Consider the following 20,293-nt stretch of genomic DNA (forward strand, 5'->3'; position numbering starts at 1 on the left):
GAAACTTCTGTTAGCACGATTAAAATTGAATATAGGAGTGATTTAATATGAATAATGGTATTTTTGATAATAATTTTGATGCGATTTTTAATAGAATGTTTAATGAAATGAATGAAGGGCAGGTCTCACGCAAGTTCTATATTAACGGACAGGAAGTATCGAGTGATGCGATGCAGCAACAACAACATCAACATCAACCTCATACTTCAAAACAAACGAGCGATAGTTTCTTAAATAAGATAGGAAGAAATTTGACAGAAGAAGCAAGAAACAACCAATTAGATCCCGTTATAGGTAGAGAATCCGAAGTTCGTCAAGCTGCTGAAGTATTAAGTCGTCGAATTAAGAACAATCCGATACTAGTCGGTGAAGCAGGTGTAGGTAAGACTGCAGTCGTTGAAGGTCTTGCCCAGGCAATTGTAAAAGGGGATGTACCAGCTTCGATTAAGGATAAGGAAATCATTTCAATCGATGTGTCAGCGCTTGAAGCGGGGACTCAGTATCGTGGTGCGTTTGAAGAGAATGTACAGAAATTACTTGAAGAAGTAAAAGCGCAAGGGAATGTAGTATTATTCATCGATGAAATTCATCAGATTATTGGCAGTGGGTCGACTGGAGGAGACTCTGGAAGCAAAGGTTTATCCGATATATTAAAACCAGCGCTTAGTCGTGGTGAGATATCTATTATCGGTGCAACAACACAGGACGAGTATCGCAATAACATAATGAAAGATCCGGCACTTGCTCGTCGTTTTAATGAAGTCGTTGTGAATGAACCGTCGAAAGCAGATACAATTAAAATCTTAAAAGGAATTAAGGAAAATTATGAAAACCACCATCATGTTAAGATTGATGATGAGGTGATAGAAACAATCGTTGATTTATCTATTCAATATATGCCGGGCCGCATGCTACCGGATAAAGCAATTGATTTGATGGATATTACAGCAGCGCATATTTCATCCCGTAATACGGTTGTAGACAAAGTAGAGACTGAAAAAGAAATTGAAACGCTCGAAGCTGATAAGATGCAGGCAGTCGAGCAGGAAGACTTTAATCGTGCGCAGGAATTGCAGATGAAGATTAAAGCTTTAAAAGACAAATTATCAGCCGGTGTGGAAAGTAATCATGTCACAAAAGAAGATGTGTCTGCTACTGTAGAACGCATGACAGGTGTGCCCGTTTCTCAGATGGATGATAATGAAATTGAGCGTCTAAAACATATGCAATCCAGACTTGAAGGTAAAGTCATCGGTCAGGATGAAGCTGTTCAAGCTGTTGCGAAAGCAATCAGACGTAATCGTGCAGGATTTGATGATGGTAATCGTCCAATCGGCAGCTTCTTGTTTGTAGGTCCAACAGGTGTCGGTAAGACAGAGCTTGCTAAACAACTCTCTTTAGAACTATTTGGTACGACTGAATCGATGATCCGTCTGGATATGAGTGAATATATGGATCAGACAGCTGTCTCTAAAATGATCGGTACAACTGCCGGTTACGTTGGATATGATGACAACTCGAATACATTAACTGAACAAGTACGTCGTAATCCATATTCAGTTATCTTATTAGATGAAATTGAAAAAGCAAACCCTCAGGTTCTCACATTGCTGCTACAAGTATTAGATGATGGCGCTCTGACTGATGGTCAGGGTAATACGGTAAACTTTAAGAATACGATAATAATAGCAACAAGTAATGCATCGTTTGGTGAAGACCGTGAACGCACATCCATTTATGAAGAGTTAAAAGGATACTTCAGACCTGAATTCTTAAACCGCTTCAATGCGATTGTTGAATTTAAGCATTTAGCTAAAGAAGATTTGAAACAAATTGTAGAACTATTGTTACATGATGTGCAGGAGGTAGTTGCACGTAAATCAATAGATATGGAAGTGACAGAACGTGCGAAAGACTGGTTAGTCGAGCATGGCTATGATCAGGCTTTAGGTGCAAGACCATTACGTCGATTGATCGAAAGTGAAGTACGTGATTCTATTACAGATTACTATTTAGATCATATTGATGTAAAACAGGTGACCATCGACCTGAATGAAACAGAAGATGGTTTAATGGTTAAAGAATAATTATTAGGATGAGCATGAGCAGGGACCAGATTACTAAGTAATCTGGTCCCTGCTCTTTTTTTGTAAAAAATGAAAAGGAAGTACCAAATTAACAGTTAATTTGGTACTTCCTTATTTAAATAGCTGTTTCTTAAATGTTCGACATAGTCTTCTTCAGGTGTAACCATGACAGTACTCTGATCGGTATACGTTACGAATCCGGGTTTAGCACCGCTTGGTTTATGCACATGCTTGATTTCTGTATAATCAACTGGAATTTTAGAAGAACCTTGTGCTTTTGAGAAGTAGCCGGCAAGCATTGCAGCATCTTCAACTGTGCCATCTGTTGGATTGCTATCAAGAATTACGACATGACTGCCTGGAATATCTTTTGTATGAAACCATAGATAGTTGTTACGCCCTAATTTATGCGTAATGTATTCATTTTGAAGGTTATTGCGGCCGACCACAATTTCTTGGCCGTCACGCGATAAGTAATAATCGATAGAGGACTGCTGTTTTTTGGATTGTTTTGTTTTATGTTTTTTCTTGATCAAGTTTTGCTCTGCAAGCTCTGTACGGATATCATCGATATCGTCTACAGAAATATGATCCAGCTGCATCTGAATCGTCTCTATATATGCTATTTCATCCTGAGTCGCCTTTATTTGCTCAGCAGCATGTGCTTTACGTGTTTTTAGACGGTTATATTGTTTGTAATAATACTGTGCATTCTCTGCTGGTGATTTTCTTGGGTTCAGTGGAATTGTCACAGTTTCTTCATTATAATAGTTCTTCGTTGTGAATTCATCCATGCCTTGTTTGAGCTGATACATGTTGCTCGTTATAAGTTCTCCATAAAGATTCATCTTGTCCATCTGTTTTGTCTGTTCTAGTTCATCAACAAGTTTTGCGAGCTTCTTTTCATTTTTTTGAAGTAATGAATTTAAGTGACGTGAAAGATCATTCGTCTGATTACGGACACGTTCACGCACTGCTCGGTCTTTATAATAGATATCCAGCATCTCGCTTAAATTATGATAAGTTTCGATACTTGTACCGTGCGCTACTGGTCGGAAATAGAAATCTTCTTTGCCATCAATGGAAAACGTTGAAGCATTTGTTTGTAACGTCTGCATAAATCGATTAAATGCGATATCGATATCATTATCCATCGATAGCATCTCCTTGACTGCGAGAGGACTGAATCCTTCAAGTAGTCTTAGTACTGCTTTATGAATAGCGAGCGTGTTGTCAAGCTTGTCACTGATTGTATCTACTGTGAATGGATTTGTCTTTTTGTCTGTCGGTGGGAACTCGTAGTTGAATCCAGGCATTAAAGTACGTGCGCTGTTTGTGTTGGGTGTTAAGTGTTTGAAGCTGTCTAATATTTTATTGCTATCATCTGTTAAGATGATGTTACTATGTTTCCCCATTATTTCCAGATAGAGATGTCGCTTAATACGATCACCAATTTCATCGGTATTATTGATAGTAAAATGAACAATACGGTCATTTCCAATCTGTTCGATACGTTCGACGATACCACCTTCAATATGTTTACGCAGCACACGTAAGAACATCGGAGGTTCAAATGGATTATCGAGCTGATTATTTGTGATTTGCATACGTGCAAAGTTTGGATGTATTGAGAGCATTAATTTTTGATTTTTGCGGTTCGCTCTTATCGTTAAGATGACCGTAAATTGATCGGGTTGTGTAATCTTATTGATTCGTGCTGTTTCTAAAAATGATATTTCTTTAATCATCTGATGCGTAAATAAGCCGTCAAAAGCCATGTCTTCACCTTCTTTTTATAATGTTTATAGTGTAACATGAAATAACAATTTCACAAGGCGAATGTTTCATCTATATTTTTATTCATTTATATGATAAATTTAATTTATATCATTTTTATGAAAGGTCGTAGACATGGATATAGAAAAAGGTTTATTAATTGTATTATCTGGTCCCTCTGGAGTTGGTAAGGGAACTGTGCGTCGTGCGATATTTGAGGATCCGGATACTGATTTCGAATACTCAATTTCAATGACGACTAGAAACAAACGGGAAGGCGAAGTAGATGGTGTAGATTATTTCTTTAAGTCACGTGAAGAATTTGAAACACTGATCGAGCAAGATGCATTTATCGAATATGCTGAATATGTCGGGAACTACTACGGGACCCCTGTACAGTATGTTAAGGATACTATGGAACGTGGTAAGGATGTATTTTTAGAGATTGAAGTTGAAGGAGCAAAGCAAGTCAGAAAGAAATTTCCTGAAGCACTATTCATCTTCTTAGCGCCACCAACACTTGAACATCTAGAGGAACGACTTATCGGTCGTGGCACTGAAAGTCAGGAAGTCATCAATCATAGAATAAGTGAAGCACGTAAAGAAGTGGAGATGATGAATCTCTATGATTACGTAGTGATCAATGATGAAGTGATGGATGCAAAGGAAAAGGTTCAGATGATTGTTGAAGCTGAACATTTAAAACGTGAACGTGTAGAAGCACGATTCAGAAAAATGATACTGGAGGCAAAATAATGTTAAACCCACCATTAGATAAATTAAAAGAAAAAGTGAATTCTAAATATTTAATCGTAACCCTTGCGGCGAAACGTGCACGTGAAATGCAGGATCATCCAGATGTAAAATTGAATGACCGATACCTATCGTATAAACCTGTTGGTCAGTCTTTAGAAGAGATTGCTGCAGGTAAGATTCATATTACAAGCGAACACCCTGAGGAATAGTATAAACTGACAAATGTAATGTTTGTCAGTTTTTTTATAGGAGGAATTTAGACTTATGAAGATTGTATTAGGCGTTACTGGTGGGATTGCGGTATATAAAGCGATAGATTTAACAAGTAAGCTCGTACAGAATGGTCATGAAGTGCGTGTCATCATGACGGAGAGTGCAGAGCAGTTTGTAACGCCACTTGCATTTCAGGCGTTAAGCAGAAATCCTGTATACACAGATATCTTCGTGGAACAGAACCCAGCTGAAATTCAGCATATTGCTCTTGGAGACTGGGCAGATATTATGATCATCGCACCATTAACTGCATCAACGCTCGGTAAGATTGCACATGGTATCAGTGACAATATGCTGACTGCAACTGTACTTGCGTTTACGAAGACGATTTATTTAGCACCTGCCATGAACAGTAATATGTACAATAACCCGGCAGTAACGGACAACATTCAAACGTTACTGAAGCGTGGATTCAAATTCATAGAACCGGGAGAAGGTTTCTTGGCGTGTGGCTATATAGCAAAAGGACGCATGAGCGAACCACTTGATATCATGAAGTTTATTGGTGAAGATAATATAGAAAAAGATTTGCAAGGCAAGAAAGTATTGGTCACAGCAGGACCTACAATTGAAACGATAGATCCAGTGCGCTATTTAACGAACCGTTCATCGGGTAAGATGGGCTATAGTTTAGCTGAAGCAGCAAGCCTGCGAGGTGCAGATGTAACATTAGTATCGACAGACGTAGGAATACCTGTGCCGAAATGTGTACATCATATTAAGACTGAAAGTGCACAAGATATGTTCAATGCAGTAAAAGATAATATGGAACAGGATATTATTATTAAAGCAGCAGCAGTAGCAGACTATACACCAGTAGAAACACATGACCAGAAATTAAAGAAACAAGAGGGAGATCTCACGATTACATTTAAACGTACAGAGGATATACTGAAATATATTGGTGAGCATAAGACGACACAATTTGTAGTTGGCTTTGCAGCTGAGACAGAGCATGTCGAAATGTATGCACGCGGCAAATTGAACAAGAAAAATGCAGATGTTATTGTTGCAAATAATGTGGGTGATAAATCTATCGGATTTAAATCGAATGACAACGCTGTAACGATGTATTTTAAAGATGGAACGCACATCGATATTCCAAAACAATCTAAGCTTAACATTGCACATGAAATATTATCACATGTAAAAGAGAAGGGATTTAAGTGATTGCAAAAGTTATCGTAGACGTTAATAGTAAACGTGTTGATAAGTTGTTTGATTATTATATTCCGGAACATCTAAAAAGCGATATCGTACCTGGCCAGAGAGTTGTTGTGCCGTTTGGTCCACGAAAAATACAGGGTTATGTTATCACAGTGACGGATAATGCAGAATACGACAAGCTGAAGCCTGTCATTGCGATTCAGGACTTTATACCGGAACTTACGCCTGAATTAATAGATTTAAGTGAGTGGATGAGCTATTCTCACGTCTCAAAGCGTATTGCAGTGCTCGATGCGATGCTGCCAAACGCAGTAAAAGGGAAGTATAAGAAGATATTCCGTTTAATAGATGATGAACGTATGCCGCAAGAACTCAAGCAATATTTTAAAGATGCAACCTTAACACTGGAACGCGCGCAGCAGCTTGAAATTGTTTCGCTGCTCAAGCCATATATTGAATGTGGTGACGTCGTTGAAGATATCGAAGTCTCTCAAAAATACAAGAAAAAAACATTCGTCGGTGTGAAGCTTAATCATTCGAATGTAGATGACATCATTTCACAGCTAAAATCTGAAACGCAGATACGTGCGATCGAACTCATAAATGATGCAGGAGAACTGACATTGATCGAACTGAAAGAAGAGGGCATATCAAACGCTGTAGTCAATAACCTAGTCCAAAAAAGATTTTTAGAAAAAATTAATATTGAAACGACGCGTGATCCATATGCGCATAAAGTGTTCTTTGAAGATAAGGAAAAAGCACTGCATGATGAACAGCAAAGTGCATATAACGCTGTTATGGCAACTATTAATAAAAATCAGTCAGAAACATTCCTGTTACACGGGATTACTGGAAGCGGTAAGACAGAGGTATATCTTCAGCTCATTAAAGAAGTGCTGGACAAAGGACAGGATGCCATCGTACTGGTACCTGAAATTGCGCTGACACCTCAGATGGTAGATCGATTCAAGTCCCGCTTCGGTGATGAAGTGGCCGTACTGCACTCAGGCCTTTCTAACGGTGAACGCTATGATGAGTGGCGCAAGATAAAGATGGGGGAGGCACGCGTATCTGTCGGTGCAAGGTCCAGTATATTCGCACCATTTAAAAATATCGGCATCATCATTATCGATGAAGAGCATGAAACAACATATAAGCAGGAAGACTATCCACGATACCATGCCCGCGAAATTGCAGAATGGCGTGCCAAGTATCACCATTGTCCGCTCGTGCTCGGAAGCGCCACACCATCACTTGAAAGTTATGCACGTGCAGAAAAAGGTGTATATACGAAACTCGAAATGTTAACACGTGCAAACAAATCCGCGATGCCTGAGATGATCGTCTCGAATATGCGAGATGAACTAATGCAGGGAAATCGTTCGATGTTCTCCGGCGTACTGCATGATAAGATTCAGGAGAAGATTGATAAAGGAGAGCAAGTCGTGCTCTTCTTAAATAGAAGAGGGCACGCACAGTTTATGCTATGCCGTGACTGCGGACACGTACCGATGTGCCCGAATTGTGACATTAGTTTAACGTATCATAAATATACGGATGAGCTGAAATGTCATTATTGTGGACATAAGGAACCACCTGTTAATATATGTCCGAGCTGTGAAAGTGAACATATACGCGAAATGGGTGTCGGTACGCAGAAAGTTGAAGAGATAATTTATCAGACGTTCCAAAATGCAAAAGTCATCCGTATGGATAATGATACGACGCGTAAGAAAGGTGCACATGAACGACTGCTTGAACAGTTTAAAAACGGAGAAGCAAATATTTTACTCGGTACACAGATGATTGCAAAAGGACTGGATTTCCCGAACATTACACTCGTTGGCGTACTGAACGCCGATACGATGCTCAATTTACCGGACTTCAGAGCAAGCGAGAAAACATTCCAGCTCATAACACAAGTCGCTGGACGCGCTGGACGAAGTGAAAAGACAGGCGAGGTCGTCATTCAGACATATAATCCTGAACATTATGCGATTCAGCACGCAGTAAATTATGACTATAAAGCATTCTTTAAAGAGGAGATGGAATACAGAAGACTCGGCAAGTATCCGCCGTACTTCTATATGATCTATCTTAATATGCAGCATCATAATTTAAAGACCGTACTGACCGAAAGTAAGCATATACATGATATATTAGTGCAGCACCTATCACCAAAAGCATATGTACTCGGACCCGCACCGAGTCCAATTGCACGAATTAATAATCAGCATCGTTTCCAGATATTGATTAAGTTTAAATCAGAACCCGAACTGTTAAAGGCACTTAACTATCTGGATGACCGTTACCATGAACTGTTTGTGAAAGATAAGTTCTCGCTGCATATAGATATAAACCCGTATATGATGATGTAATCATTCGTCATCTCTCTTAAAATATAGTAAAATAACACTAAGTGCTCTCTTTAACTTTGTTTAAGGAGAGTTTTATCATTTATATCAATACGTGGTAATACAGTGCGTTTTCATGTAAAATAGAATGATTGAAGATATAAAGGAGAAGTTACGTGATTAAACAATTAATAGAAGAACAAAACCCATTGTTACATCGTGAAGTTAAGGATGTTACGCAGTTTGATGCGAGTCTAAAGGCATTGATCAAAGATTTAGAAGATACATTATTCCATCATGATGGCGTTGGGATTGCTGCACCTCAGATTGGTGTGGATTTAAAGGTTGCATTAGTAGATATGGAATCAGACGGTATATTGCAACTTGTGAACCCGAAGATTGTTTCCTATTCAGAAGAGACGGAAAGTGATGTAGAAGGATGTCTGTCAATTCCTGGTGTATTCGGTCTTGTCGATCGTTCGATTGAAATTGTAATCGAAGCAAACGATCTAGATGGTAATAAGATTGAAATGACTGCGTATGATGATATTGCGCGTATTATTCAGCATGAAGTAGATCACTTATACGGGAAACTGTTCACAGAAAAGATGACGAAACAGTTAACTGAGGAAGAACTGGAGGAGATGTACGGTGAGTAAGATTATATTTATGGGTACGCCTGACTTTTCAGCACCAATCTTAAAGGCATTACACGAATCATATGGGGTGAGTCTCGTTATTACACAGCCGGATAAGCCTGTCGGGCGTAAACGCGTACTAACACCGCCTCCTGTTAAGGTGATGGCAGAAAGCTTAGGCATTGAAGTGTACCAGCCGGAATCGATGAAAAGTGATGAAGCATTCGAGAAAGTGCTTGCGCTCAGTCCAGATTTAATCGTTACTGCTGCTTTCGGTCAGATTTTACCGGAGCGCGTTCTTGAGATTCCGCGTCTCGGTTGTATTAATGTACATGCGTCGCTGTTACCGAAGTATCGTGGCGGTGCACCGATTCATAAAGCGATTATTAATGGTGAGAAGTATTCGGGTGTGACGATTATGTATATGGTGAAACGTCTTGATGCAGGAGATATGATTGACACTGTGAAAGTTCCGATAGAAGTTGATGATACAGTCGGAACACTTCACGACAAGTTAAGCGATGCAGGAACGCAGCTATTACTTGAAGTAATGCCTAGCGTACTGGATGGCACGAATAGTCGTACATCCCAGAATGACAGTGAAGCGACATTTGCCTCTAACGTCAGTCGTGAAGAAGAATTTGTTACATTTGACCGCAGTGCACTTGAAGTGCATAACCATATTCGCGGGCTAAGTCCATGGCCTGTTGCATTTGCGAACTTTGATGGTAAGGTTATGAAGCTGTGGGCTTCAGAAATTGCTGAGGGCAGTGGTGTACCTGGAGAAATTATTCAGGCAGACAAGTCTGGTATAGTTATTGCGACGAATGATAGAGCAGTGCGTATTACATCATTACAGCCTGCTGGTAAGAAACGCATGGATGCTGCAAGTTTTGTTGCAGGTGCGAAGTCACAACTTGTTGGGATGAAGTTTAATGAAGCATAATGTGAGAAGTGTCGCACTTGAAATACTGGATGCAGTTTTAACAGAAGGTGCATATAGTAATCTACTGATTAATGAAGCGATAAAGAAAGGTTATGTTGAACCTGTTGACCGTGCGCTCTTAACGGAACTTGTATATGGCACGCTGCAGCGTAAACTGACGTTAGAATTTTATGCGGCGCCGTATATTAAGACGAATATTAAAGGGTGGATGAGAAGACTTATACTTATGAGTATTTATCAGTCTGTCTATTTAGATAAAGTGCCGGATCATGCCATCATCAATGAAGCGGTGGAGATAACGAAGCGCCGAGGCTCAGTGGGTGGTGCGAATACGGTAAATGCAATTTTGAGAAACTTTCAGCGTAATCCGTTACGTGATTTAAATGAAATAAAGGATGACCTAAAGCGTTTAAGTGTTGCAACAAGTACACCACTTTGGCTGATAAAGCACTGGAATACACACTTTGGATTTGACACAACGCGTGAGATGGCGGAAGAATTTCTAAATTATCCGGATACGACAGTTCGTGTGAACACGACGAAGATTACGCCAGAAGATGCAATAAAACGTCTGACTGAAGCGGGTTACACTGTTAAACAATCAGAAATTCTACCTGAATGTTTAACAATCGATGGACCGCCTATCGTGCAGCATGAATTATTTAAACATGGTTTCTTAAGTGTTCAGGATGCTTCAAGTATGCTTGTTGCGAATGTGCTGGATCCACAACCGGATGAAACAATACTTGATGCATGTAGCGCACCAGGTGGTAAAGCTTGTCATATTGCAGAGAAGATGAACAGAACAGGACATATTGATAGTCACGACGTTCATCCACATAAGATAGATCTAATCCAGTATAATATCACACGACTATCACTGCGTAATATTCATCCGAGCGTGCACGATGCAACAGTTCCGTTTGATAAACAGTATGATCGTGTATTAGTGGATGCACCGTGCTCGGGCTTTGGTGTAATGAAACGTAAACCAGAGATAAAGTATGAGAAGACACAGAAGGATATCGATACGCTTTGGCCACTGCAGCTTGAAATATTGAAAAATGTGGCTAACGCAGTGAAACCTGGTGGTGTTCTCGTATATTCCACTTGTACGATCGAACAGATGGAAAATGAAAACGTTGTGTATTCATTTATCAAACAAAATGAAGACTTTGAAATAGAAGCGATTGAACTACCGGTTATCGGTAAGAAAAAATTGTTGCAGGTGTTGCCGCAAGACTTTAATTCTGACGGCTTCTTCATTGCAAAACTAAGAAGGAAGTGTAAATAATGGCATTATTAGAAAAGAAAAATAAAAAGTTCATGCCGAACTTTGATAAACCCTCAATTTATTCATTACAACTCGGAGAATTAAAAGAATGGCTGGCAACGCATGGTCAGCAAAGCTTTAGAGCGAAACAGATTTACGACTGGTTATACGTAAAACGTGTTAACTCATTTGAAGAGATGTCAAATTTATCGAAAGAACTGCGTAAAGTGTTAGAGGATAACTTTACGATGACAACGTTAAAAACTGTTGTTAAGCAGGAAAGTAAAGATGGGACAATTAAATTTCTATTTGAATTACAGGATGGATATACGATTGAAACAGTGTTAATGCGTCATGATTATGGCAATTCAGTGTGTGTGACAACGCAAGTAGGCTGCCGTATCGGTTGTACGTTCTGTGCATCAACTCTAGGTGGTTTGAAACGAAATCTAGAAGCTGGCGAAATTGTTGCACAAGTACTAAATGTTCAAAAAGCATTAGACGAAGTAGAGGAACGAGTAAGCCATGTCGTTATTATGGGTATTGGTGAACCATTTGAAAACTATGAAGAGATGATGGATTTCTTAAAGGTTATTAATCATGATGATGGTCTTAATATCGGTGCGCGACATATTACAGTATCTACATCAGGCATCATCCCACGTATCTATGACTTTGCCGATGAAGAACTGCAGATCAACTTTGCACTTAGTTTACATGGACCAAATAACGATATTAGAAGTCGCTTAATGCCGATTAACCGCGCTTATGATCTAGAGAAGTTAATGGAGTCAATAGAATACTATGTCAATAAAACAGGACGCCGTATTACTTTTGAATATGGATTATTCGGTGGTGTGAACGATCAGGTTCATCACGCTAAAGAATTAGCCCAGCTGATTAAACACCTAAACTGCCATGTCAATTTGATCCCTGTAAATCATGTGCCTGAACGTGACTATGTTCGTACTCCGAAAGAAGATATCTTTAAGTTTGAAAAAGAATTAAAACGCAATGGAATCAATGCTACAATTAGACGTGAACATGGCTCTGATATTGACGCAGCTTGTGGTCAGTTAAGAGCGAAAGAGAGACAAGAAGAAACGAGGTAGAGATATGCATGCACGCTTTTTTACCGATATCGGTCCAGTAAGAGCAAGAAATGAAGACGCAGGTGGCGTTTATTATAATCATACAGGCCAGATGTTAATGGTGATTTGCGATGGTATGGGCGGACATAATGCAGGAAATGTTGCCAGTGCATTGGTCAACGATATGCTTAAATCACGTTTTGAAGAAGAAAATTTCATAGAGTTTGAATATGCAGAAAGCTGGCTTAGAAATAACATCGCTGAAATTAATCGTGAGCTCTATAAACAATCTCATTTGAATGACGATAACCAGGGTATGGGGACGACACTTGTCTGCGCATTGCTTTACGATAATCATGTGGTCATCGCGAATGTCGGAGATTCAAGAGCCTATCTTATAAATGAACGAGAGCTTAGACAAGCGACCAGTGACCATACGTTTGTCAACCATCTTCTTTTGGCTGGGGGTCTGACGAAGGAAGAGGCGAAACATCATCCTCAACGTAATGTAATTACAAAAGTTATGGGGAGTGATAAACATTTGCATCCTGATGTATTTGTATATGATTTTAATAGATATAATTATATTATGTTAACTTCTGATGGATTGACAGATTATGTTGAAGAAACACAGATACATGACATATTTAAATCTATTAATCTAATCGAAGATATCGGTAATCAGCTGATTGAGACTGCTATAAACAGCGCTGCTAAAGACAATATTTCGATTGTGATCGCTTCTTTAAAAGGGGGCATGTAACATGCTCGGTACGATCGTTAGTGAACGTTATAAGCTTCTAAAGTATATTGGCGGAGGCGGCATGAGTAGCGTGTATCTTGCTCAAGACATTATCCTGAATCAGAGGGTTGCGGTTAAGATAATTAATATTCCTCACGTTGATGTTGAACGTGCTGTTCAAAGATTTCAGAGGGAAGTTCAAAACGCTACGACATTGTCTCATCCAAATATTGTTAAAGTGCTTGATGTAGATGAAGATGAGCGACACTATTATTTAGTCATGGAATACGTAGAAGGTCCAACCCTCCATGAATATATACAGCAGCATGGCCCATTATCACCTGAAGAATCTGTATTTTTTACTAAACAGATTTTGAGAGGGATTGAACATGCTCATTCATACCGTATTGTGCATCGTGATATTAAACCGCAAAATATATTGATGACAGACAATAAAGAGCTTAAGATTTCCGATTTTGGGATCGCACGTGCACTGAGTGAGACAGCGATGACTCAGACAAATCATATTATGGGGAGCGTCCATTATCTCTCTCCAGAACAAGCAAAAGGAATCAGGACCGATGAGTCAAGCGATATCTACTCCATAGGTATCGTGCTATTTGAAATGCTTACTGGGCATCCCCCCTTTGAAGGGGAGTCCGCAGTTGGTATCGCGATTAAACATATCCAGGAGACGATTCCTTCGATTCGTGAGGAAAATAGCGCTATACCCCAAAGCCTTGAAAATGTAGTCAATAAAGCAACGATGAAAGATAAGCTCAGAAGGTATCGAACGACTCAGGAGATGTATGAAGACGTAACAACTGCGCTTGATGCTAGCAGAACTAAAGAAGATAAAGTAGCAGAGATAGACGATAAGACAAAGATGATTCCTATTGTTAAAGACAGTAGGACTGAGACCCCATCTGTTAAGGAAAGTTCGATTCATAAGGAGCAATACGTTGAGAAACCAGCAAATAAAAAGCGGTGGCTTTTATGGCTTGTTCCATTGATCCTTATGTTTACCTTAAGTACCGTTGTATATGCGGCTCTATTCAAAGTATATAAAGTAACGGTCCCTGAACTAAATGGAAAATCTTTAACACAGGCAACTCAAATTTTAGACGATAATAATTTGAGAAAAGGCGAGGTCAGCTACACGTTTACAAATGAAGACGAAAAAAATCAAGTTGTTGATACAAAGCCACTTGCCGGTAATAAGATAGATGCACATTCGAAAGTAGATTTAAAAATCTCAAAAGGGGCTAAAACTTTCACTATTGGTGACTACGTCGGGGAAAATATTAAGGATGTAAAGAAAGAACTGGAAAAACAGCAGCTTAAGCGCATTAAACTGAAAGAAACCTTTGACATGGCTTCCTCCGGAGAGATTCTGAAACAAAGTGTAACTGCTGGTACTAAAGTTATTCCTGAGGATACAGAGATAATTCTGACAGTTTCTAAAGGTACAGAACAAGTATATGTTCCTGATTTTACGGGGCAGTCCTACGATATTGCAAAAAAGGAACTAGAAGCGCTCGGTTTTATTGTCAATGTGGCGCAAAGTACAACTTCTGTATCGATACCAAAGGGCAGAATTATTTCTCAGGATATACGTAATATAAATTATCAATACGGCTCAATCATCAATTTCGTTATATCTAAAGGTAAGGAAAGTTCTTCCGAGGACAAGGCATCATCAGAAAAACCAAAAGAAAAGAACGATACGAGCGCTTCCAATTATGACAAATCATATTTTGGAACATTTACGATTCCATACCGTGGAGAAGGTTCTAAGCAGAAAGTTGAAATCTTTATTCAGGATAAAGATAATGATATAGACAAAGTGTATGAATCATATAAGACGACAGAGAGCACGACAAAGAATTTTAATCTCACAATAGGTAAGGATAAAGAGGGAATCATCCTCGTAAAAGTTGATGGTAAGACGTATATGAATGAACACATCAATTATAATGAACTCGGTAATTAACTGGATGCAGGTGCATCCAGTTTTTTTCTTTTGCTTTTCAATGTATAATAACTATAAAAGGGGGAGTGTCTATGAAATATCATCATATTTTTAAAGCTGTATCAGAAAAAATTAGTGAGGTATTACATATACATGATGAAGCAACGAAAGAGCTCTATACGACGATTGTGAAGCAGCTAGCTCCTGGTAACGATTTTACCTTCGCTGAAATTATGAAAGAATATCTTGCAGAATATCAGCAGAAAAGTTTTAAGTTTTATCAACATCAACGTCATAGCGGATTCGTAGTAAATAGAATAGACGAGGGACTTGAAGTGATTGAAGTGAATGAGGATACACGATTTGTAACCGGGGATATTATTACACATTTAAGCGGTGATGCTGTTGATGTATTGAGTGACCGTTACCGCAAGCAGCTCTTTCATGATACGTTCCATAAACAAGAATGGGCACCCCTAATCATGAAGCAGCACGATGCAGATATAAGGAGAGGAAGTGAGCATTATCACTTCACATTAAATAGCTATGCGTTACCTGAACCTCAAGTTCTTATCCGAGATACATATCAGCAGATTACTATCTATGCACCGGATCAACTTGTGAATATTCAAGAAACTATCATTAAAGATACTCCAATTATACTAGACTTAAGATACACAAAGGGGGTACAGCAACTATATGATATCCAGCCGGAAATCATATTGATCAGCAGACATACTGAAGGAAGTGCTGAAGCCTTTGCCTCTAACAGTGATGCATTAAAAGTAGGTGAAGAGACTTTTGGTGCATTAAGTGTGTATGAAACACTTGAATTAGGACCATATACTTTTGAATATGGTATAACCGGTGAAAGAACAGCATATCCGGATGTAGAAATTGATAATGAAGCTGCACAAGATAAGATTTTAGAATATGCAGTGAATCATGTTAGAAATATCTAATTAAGGGTAGAGTTTACTATTGATTACATAAATATGGAGGGTATAACAATGAGTAAAAGAATTCCTAAAGATAGAGGTATTGATAATTCATTCAAGATTATGAAAGAAGGCTATGAATACGTTCCCGCACGTATGAAGAAATTCAATACGAATATTTTCGAAACGCATGTTTTAGGAGGTAAAGCTGCTGTTGTTATCAGCGGTAAAGACGCAGCTGAATTATTTTATGATAACGATAAGACAGAACGTAAAGGTACATTACCTAAACGTGTTGTAAAGACGTTGTTCGGTAAAGGTGCAATACATACTACAGCGGGTAAGACGCATATTGATCGTAAGGCATTATTTATGTCTCTTATGACCGATGAAAACTTAGCCTACTTAAGAAAGCTTGCGCGTATTTACTGGTTCCAGAACATTGAGCATATGCAATATAAACAAAAAGTAAATGTCTATGAAGAAGCAACTGAACTGCTTACTAAAGTTGGACTACGCTGGGCAGGTATTGCTGATAACCCTGATAATATCAAAAAGATGGCAGATGACATGAATAAGATGATTGATTCATTCAGTGCGATTGGTTCATTATATGGCGGCTATCGTGAAGCGAAAAAAGCACGTGCACGTGTCGAGCAATTTCTGGAGGATCAAATTAGAGCTGTGCGTAAAGGAAAGATTCATCCGGAAAAAGGAACTGCCTTATATGAATTTAGTCACTGGGAAGATATGAACGGTAAACCAATGGACGCAAGACTTTGCGCGGTTGACTTGATGAATGTCATACGTCCGCTTGTCGCAATCAATAAGTTTGTGAGCTTTGGTGTGCTAGCGTTGCACGAGTTTCCTGGAGAACGTGTTCGTGTTGCATTAAACGAAGAGGATTATGCATATAAATTCGTGCAGGAAGTAAGAAGATATTATCCGTTCGTTCCATTCCTGCCAGGTAAAGCGAAAGAAAATATTACATTTGATGGTTACAAGATTAAAAAAGATACGATGATGCTCCTGGATATCTATGGTACATTACATCGAGACGATTTATTCAGTGAACCTGAAAGATTTAATCCTTACCGCTTTGAGAACTGGGACGGAAGCCCATTTGATCTGATCCCTCAAGGCGGAGGAGATTATTACACAAATCACCGCTGTGCAGGTGAATGGATGACGATCATCATTATGGAAGAAACAATGAAATTCTTTGCAAATGAAATCTCTTATGATGTACCACCTCAAGACTTTACAGTGGATACGACAAAGTTCCCTGGTAAAGTGGCTTCTGGAATGGATATTGAAAATATAAGGGTGAATATCGACCGTACAAAATAAAATGACTGAGGCGTGCGCCTCAGTCATTTTATTTTGTGATTTCACCTTGCCAGTCATCCATCCCTTGGTCGACTACTGTAATGTTTAAATTCTCATTATCGAGATATTCAGCAGCCTGAAGCGCACGTCCTCCACGCTTACAGATGATGATGTATTCATCTTCATCATTAAATGAATCGACTGAAGCAGGAATTGTATCCAGTGGGATATTCTTTGCACCTTTAATATGCCCTTCATTATATTCTTCTGGTGTTCTTACATCAATAATATGTGCTTCTGTACCAATCTGTAACGCATCTATTGTAATATGTTTCATATTATTTTCCTCCTTTTTTGTTTATCATACACTGTTTAGGCTAAAATTAAAAATATAACAAAAGAGGTGATGAAGATAATATTATTTACGAATCCATTGGACAGGGTGCAGGAATTTATTGCAGATAAAGAAGCACAGTTACATCATATGATTGATATGCTCACGACGATGATTCTATTAGGTTTTGGATCTATTCTGGTTATTTTAGGATTTACTTTATATTTGCTTTACAAAATATACAGACAGACGAGTAAGCATTATGTCGATCGAATTAAAGCTGAGGTTGAAAAAGAGCTCATTCAAAAGTATAACCTTGAGCTTAAAGAGGAATATAAATCATACTTACAAAAAAGAGTTGACTGACCACTTCGAATTCTAGAAGTGGTTTTATATATATTCACAGCTAAGAGAATGTTATAATTTAAGTGAATATTAAGAAGAGGTGATATGTATTAAAGGTCAGATTATAAAAGCATTAAGTGGTTTCTATTATGTGAAAAGTGAGGCGAAAATATATCAGTGCCGTGCGAGAGGTAATTTTAGAAAACGCGGTATTTCTCCGTTAGTAGGTGATTTTGTAGAATTTCAAGTTGAAAATGAGACGGACGGCTATATCTTGTCTATTGATGAAAGGAACAACAGTATGGTACGTCCACCTGTAGCAAACATTGATCGCGTAATCGTGGTTCTAAGTGCAAAAGAACCTGAATTCAGCTTGAATTTACTGGACAAGTTTCTCGTTAAAGTCGAATCTTATGGCATTGAACCTGTAATTCTTGTGACAAAGAAAGACCTGATTAATAAAGAAGAGGCATTATTTATTGAACGTGCACTAAACCAGTATGAATCTATCGGATATGAAACTTATTTTGTGACCAATTTGAATGAACAGTCTTATGACGCACTCGTTCAAGGAATCACTGTGCTGGCAGGCCAATCAGGTGTGGGTAAGTCTTCGTTTATCAATAGCCTCATTCCTGATGCTAATTTAAATACCGGTGTCATCAGTAACGCTTTAAATCGTGGTAAACATACGACAAGGCATGTCGAACTAATACCACTACAAAATGGTTATATTGCAGATACACCAGGGTTTAGTTCTCTTGAACTTGATAACATCGATAAGTATGAACTTAAAAATATGTTCCCGGATTTTGTTAAGCTTTCGCCTCAATGTAAGTTTAGAGAATGCCTGCATCTTAATGAACCGAAATGCGCGATAAAGACAGCGCTGGCAACAGGTGAAATACTGCAATCAAGGTATGATCATTATTTACAGATGATGTCTGAAATTGAGAATAGAAAGGTGAGATATTAATGAAAGTAGCTCCAAGCTTGTTGTCCTGTAATTTTCTTGAATTGAAAGAGGAAATAGCTGACCTCCATGCAGCAGGTGCAGATTACCTTCATTTTGATGTGATGGATGGCCAATTTGTTCCGAACATTTCTTTTGCTTTTCCAGTATTACAGCAAATTAGAAGTATAACAGATCTGACGATTGATACACATTTGATGATACAAGATCCGGAACGGTATATTCAAGCATTTGCTGATGCAGGCAGTGATATTATCACTGTGCATGTAGAATCTACGAAGCATATTCATAGAGCGTTGCAGATGATTCGAAATGCTGGCAAGAAAGCAGGGATTACACTTAATCCAGGAACGCCGGTCGAATCGATTATCCCGGTTCTTGATATGGTTGATCTTGTTCTCGTTATGACAGTTAATCCAGGTTTCGGTGGTCAGTCATTTATCAAGAGTGGTGTTGATAAGATTCGTTCCTTAAATGAATATCGAAATAAGCATGGACTTTCATATGAAATAGAAGTTGATGGCGGTGTCAATGAAGATACAGCACTTTTATGTAAAGCAGCCGGTGCTGATGTGCTTGTAGCAGGTTCTTATTTCTTTAAGCATGATGATTATAAAGTACCAGTAAAGATATTGAAAGGAGAAGTAGGATGAATCTTCATATATTATGTACGCAGCTGGAAGTAGATGAATCGATATTTGAGATGTATGGAAGTGATGACTGGATAGGTGTGGATTATGGTGCGTTGATGCTGATTGATCATAACATTCGACCAATCGCAGCATTTGGAGATTTCGATTCTATTGATGAGACAGAGAAATTACGTATAGAGTCTGTTATCGATATCGACCTTCTTCCTGCTGAAAAGAATGAAACAGACCTTGAAGTTGCAATGCAGTATGCGAAAGACTTAGAATACAACAAAGTATTTATTCATGGTGCGACGGGCGGAAGACTCGATCATTTTCTTGGAAACCTGCAGACATTATTGCATCCAGAAATATTATTGTCGGCAAGCGAATTTCATATCGTTAATGCGTATAATACGATTCAGGTACTTACTGCAGGCACACACATTATTGAACATGAACCTGATAAAAAGTATATATCCTTTATTCCGGTGAATGACGGAGTAACTTTGACACTTGAAGGATTTAAATATGATGCTGATCGCCTGGAAGTGAATCTTGGAATTACAAGAACGATTTCAAATGAATTTGTTGAGCGTCGTGCGCAAGTTACGGTAGAACAAGGGATGGTTTATTGTATACAAAGTACAGAGCAATAAAAAAAGAC

19 protein-coding genes are annotated in these 20,293 nt (G+C 38.6%); 17 read left to right on the forward strand and 2 right to left on the reverse strand.

The window, feature by feature from the left end:
* Positions 1 to 47: 47 nt before the first annotated feature.
* Positions 48 to 2,087, forward strand: coding sequence for an ATP-dependent Clp protease ATP-binding subunit (locus tag QA539_RS04395; RefSeq protein WP_419895535.1), 2,040 nt, complete (start codon positions 48 to 50; stop codon positions 2,085 to 2,087).
* Between the two features lie 95 nt (positions 2,088 to 2,182).
* Here QA539_RS04395 and QA539_RS04400 read toward each other — a convergent pair whose 3' ends face one another.
* Positions 2,183 to 3,865, reverse strand: coding sequence for an Rqc2 family fibronectin-binding protein (locus QA539_RS04400; RefSeq protein WP_283721631.1), 1,683 nt, complete (start codon positions 3,863 to 3,865; stop codon positions 2,183 to 2,185).
* A gap of 133 nt (positions 3,866 to 3,998) precedes the next feature.
* Here QA539_RS04400 and gmk point away from each other — a divergent pair, with 133 nt between their 5' ends.
* The 12 genes from gmk to QA539_RS04460 all read left to right on the forward strand — a co-directional run bounded on the left by gmk (position 3,999) and on the right by QA539_RS04460 (position 17,366).
* Positions 3,999 to 4,619: a guanylate kinase gene (gene gmk / locus QA539_RS04405; protein WP_101141978.1), complete on the forward strand. Its 621-nt coding sequence runs from the start codon at positions 3,999 to 4,001 to the stop codon at positions 4,617 to 4,619.
* The gene (gene rpoZ, locus QA539_RS04410; protein WP_099483212.1) at positions 4,619 to 4,828 is read left to right on the forward strand and encodes a DNA-directed RNA polymerase subunit omega; all 210 of its coding nucleotides are present in this window, start codon (positions 4,619 to 4,621) and stop codon (positions 4,826 to 4,828) included. Before gmk ends, rpoZ begins: the two co-directional genes overlap by 1 nt.
* 55 nt (positions 4,829 to 4,883) lie before the next feature.
* Positions 4,884 to 6,062, forward strand: a complete 1,179-nt coding sequence (gene coaBC / locus QA539_RS04415; protein ID WP_419895536.1) for a bifunctional phosphopantothenoylcysteine decarboxylase/phosphopantothenate--cysteine ligase CoaBC — start codon at positions 4,884 to 4,886, stop codon at positions 6,060 to 6,062.
* Entirely contained in the window at positions 6,059 to 8,440 is a 2,382-nt protein-coding gene (priA, locus tag QA539_RS04420; RefSeq protein WP_419895537.1) for a primosomal protein N', read from the forward strand. The genes coaBC and priA overlap by 4 nt, the downstream gene beginning before the upstream one ends.
* A 152-nt stretch (positions 8,441 to 8,592) precedes the next feature.
* Positions 8,593 to 9,075, forward strand: coding sequence for a peptide deformylase (gene def / locus QA539_RS04425; protein WP_419895538.1), 483 nt, complete (start codon positions 8,593 to 8,595; stop codon positions 9,073 to 9,075).
* Positions 9,068 to 10,000 carry a methionyl-tRNA formyltransferase gene (gene fmt / locus QA539_RS04430; protein ID WP_419895539.1) on the forward strand — a complete coding sequence of 311 codons (933 nt, stop codon included), beginning with the start codon at positions 9,068 to 9,070 and terminating at the stop codon, positions 9,998 to 10,000. Before def ends, fmt begins: the two co-directional genes overlap by 8 nt.
* Complete coding sequence (rsmB, locus tag QA539_RS04435; protein ID WP_419895540.1) at positions 9,990 to 11,294, forward strand: 16S rRNA (cytosine(967)-C(5))-methyltransferase RsmB; 1,305 nt, start codon at positions 9,990 to 9,992, stop codon at positions 11,292 to 11,294. The genes fmt and rsmB overlap by 11 nt, the downstream gene beginning before the upstream one ends.
* On the forward strand, positions 11,294 to 12,385 hold the full coding sequence (gene rlmN / locus QA539_RS04440; protein ID WP_012656707.1) for a 23S rRNA (adenine(2503)-C(2))-methyltransferase RlmN: 1,092 nt from the start codon (positions 11,294 to 11,296) through the stop codon (positions 12,383 to 12,385). The genes rsmB and rlmN overlap by 1 nt, the downstream gene beginning before the upstream one ends.
* A 4-nt stretch (positions 12,386 to 12,389) precedes the next feature.
* Positions 12,390 to 13,127 carry a Stp1/IreP family PP2C-type Ser/Thr phosphatase gene (locus QA539_RS04445; RefSeq protein ID WP_283721626.1) on the forward strand — a complete coding sequence of 246 codons (738 nt, stop codon included), beginning with the start codon at positions 12,390 to 12,392 and terminating at the stop codon, positions 13,125 to 13,127.
* 1 nt (position 13,128) lies between these two features.
* Positions 13,129 to 15,099 carry a Stk1 family PASTA domain-containing Ser/Thr kinase gene (gene pknB / locus QA539_RS04450; RefSeq protein ID WP_419895541.1) on the forward strand — a complete coding sequence of 657 codons (1,971 nt, stop codon included), beginning with the start codon at positions 13,129 to 13,131 and terminating at the stop codon, positions 15,097 to 15,099.
* 71 nt (positions 15,100 to 15,170) lie between these two features.
* On the forward strand, positions 15,171 to 16,040 hold the full coding sequence (locus tag QA539_RS04455) for a hypothetical protein (protein ID WP_419895542.1): 870 nt from the start codon (positions 15,171 to 15,173) through the stop codon (positions 16,038 to 16,040).
* 48 nt (positions 16,041 to 16,088) lie between these two features.
* Positions 16,089 to 17,366, forward strand: coding sequence for a cytochrome P450 (locus tag QA539_RS04460; RefSeq protein ID WP_419895543.1), 1,278 nt, complete (start codon positions 16,089 to 16,091; stop codon positions 17,364 to 17,366).
* A gap of 28 nt (positions 17,367 to 17,394) precedes the next feature.
* Here QA539_RS04460 and QA539_RS04465 read toward each other — a convergent pair whose 3' ends face one another.
* The gene (locus QA539_RS04465) at positions 17,395 to 17,682 is read right to left on the reverse strand and encodes a rhodanese-like domain-containing protein (protein WP_419895544.1); all 288 of its coding nucleotides are present in this window, start codon (positions 17,680 to 17,682) and stop codon (positions 17,395 to 17,397) included.
* Positions 17,683 to 17,751: 69 nt separating this feature from the next.
* On the opposite strand from QA539_RS04465, the gene QA539_RS04470 reads away from it, so the two are divergent.
* The 4 genes from QA539_RS04470 to QA539_RS04485 all read left to right on the forward strand — a co-directional run bounded on the left by QA539_RS04470 (position 17,752) and on the right by QA539_RS04485 (position 20,285).
* Positions 17,752 to 18,045, forward strand: a complete 294-nt coding sequence (locus tag QA539_RS04470) for a hypothetical protein (RefSeq protein WP_219494587.1) — start codon at positions 17,752 to 17,754, stop codon at positions 18,043 to 18,045.
* A 79-nt stretch (positions 18,046 to 18,124) separates the two neighbouring features.
* The gene (gene rsgA / locus QA539_RS04475; protein ID WP_219494590.1) at positions 18,125 to 19,000 is read left to right on the forward strand and encodes a ribosome small subunit-dependent GTPase A; all 876 of its coding nucleotides are present in this window, start codon (positions 18,125 to 18,127) and stop codon (positions 18,998 to 19,000) included.
* The gene (rpe, locus tag QA539_RS04480) at positions 19,000 to 19,650 is read left to right on the forward strand and encodes a ribulose-phosphate 3-epimerase (protein WP_419895545.1); all 651 of its coding nucleotides are present in this window, start codon (positions 19,000 to 19,002) and stop codon (positions 19,648 to 19,650) included. The genes rsgA and rpe overlap by 1 nt, the downstream gene beginning before the upstream one ends.
* A complete protein-coding gene (locus QA539_RS04485; protein ID WP_219494593.1) occupies positions 19,647 to 20,285 on the forward strand; it encodes a thiamine diphosphokinase in 639 nt (212 codons plus the stop codon). Before rpe ends, QA539_RS04485 begins: the two co-directional genes overlap by 4 nt.
* Positions 20,286 to 20,293: the final 8 nt, after the last annotated feature.

The organism is Macrococcus psychrotolerans (assembly GCF_038095555.1).
GTDB classification, from domain to species: Bacteria; Bacillota; Bacilli; order Staphylococcales; family Staphylococcaceae; genus Macrococcoides; species Macrococcoides psychrotolerans.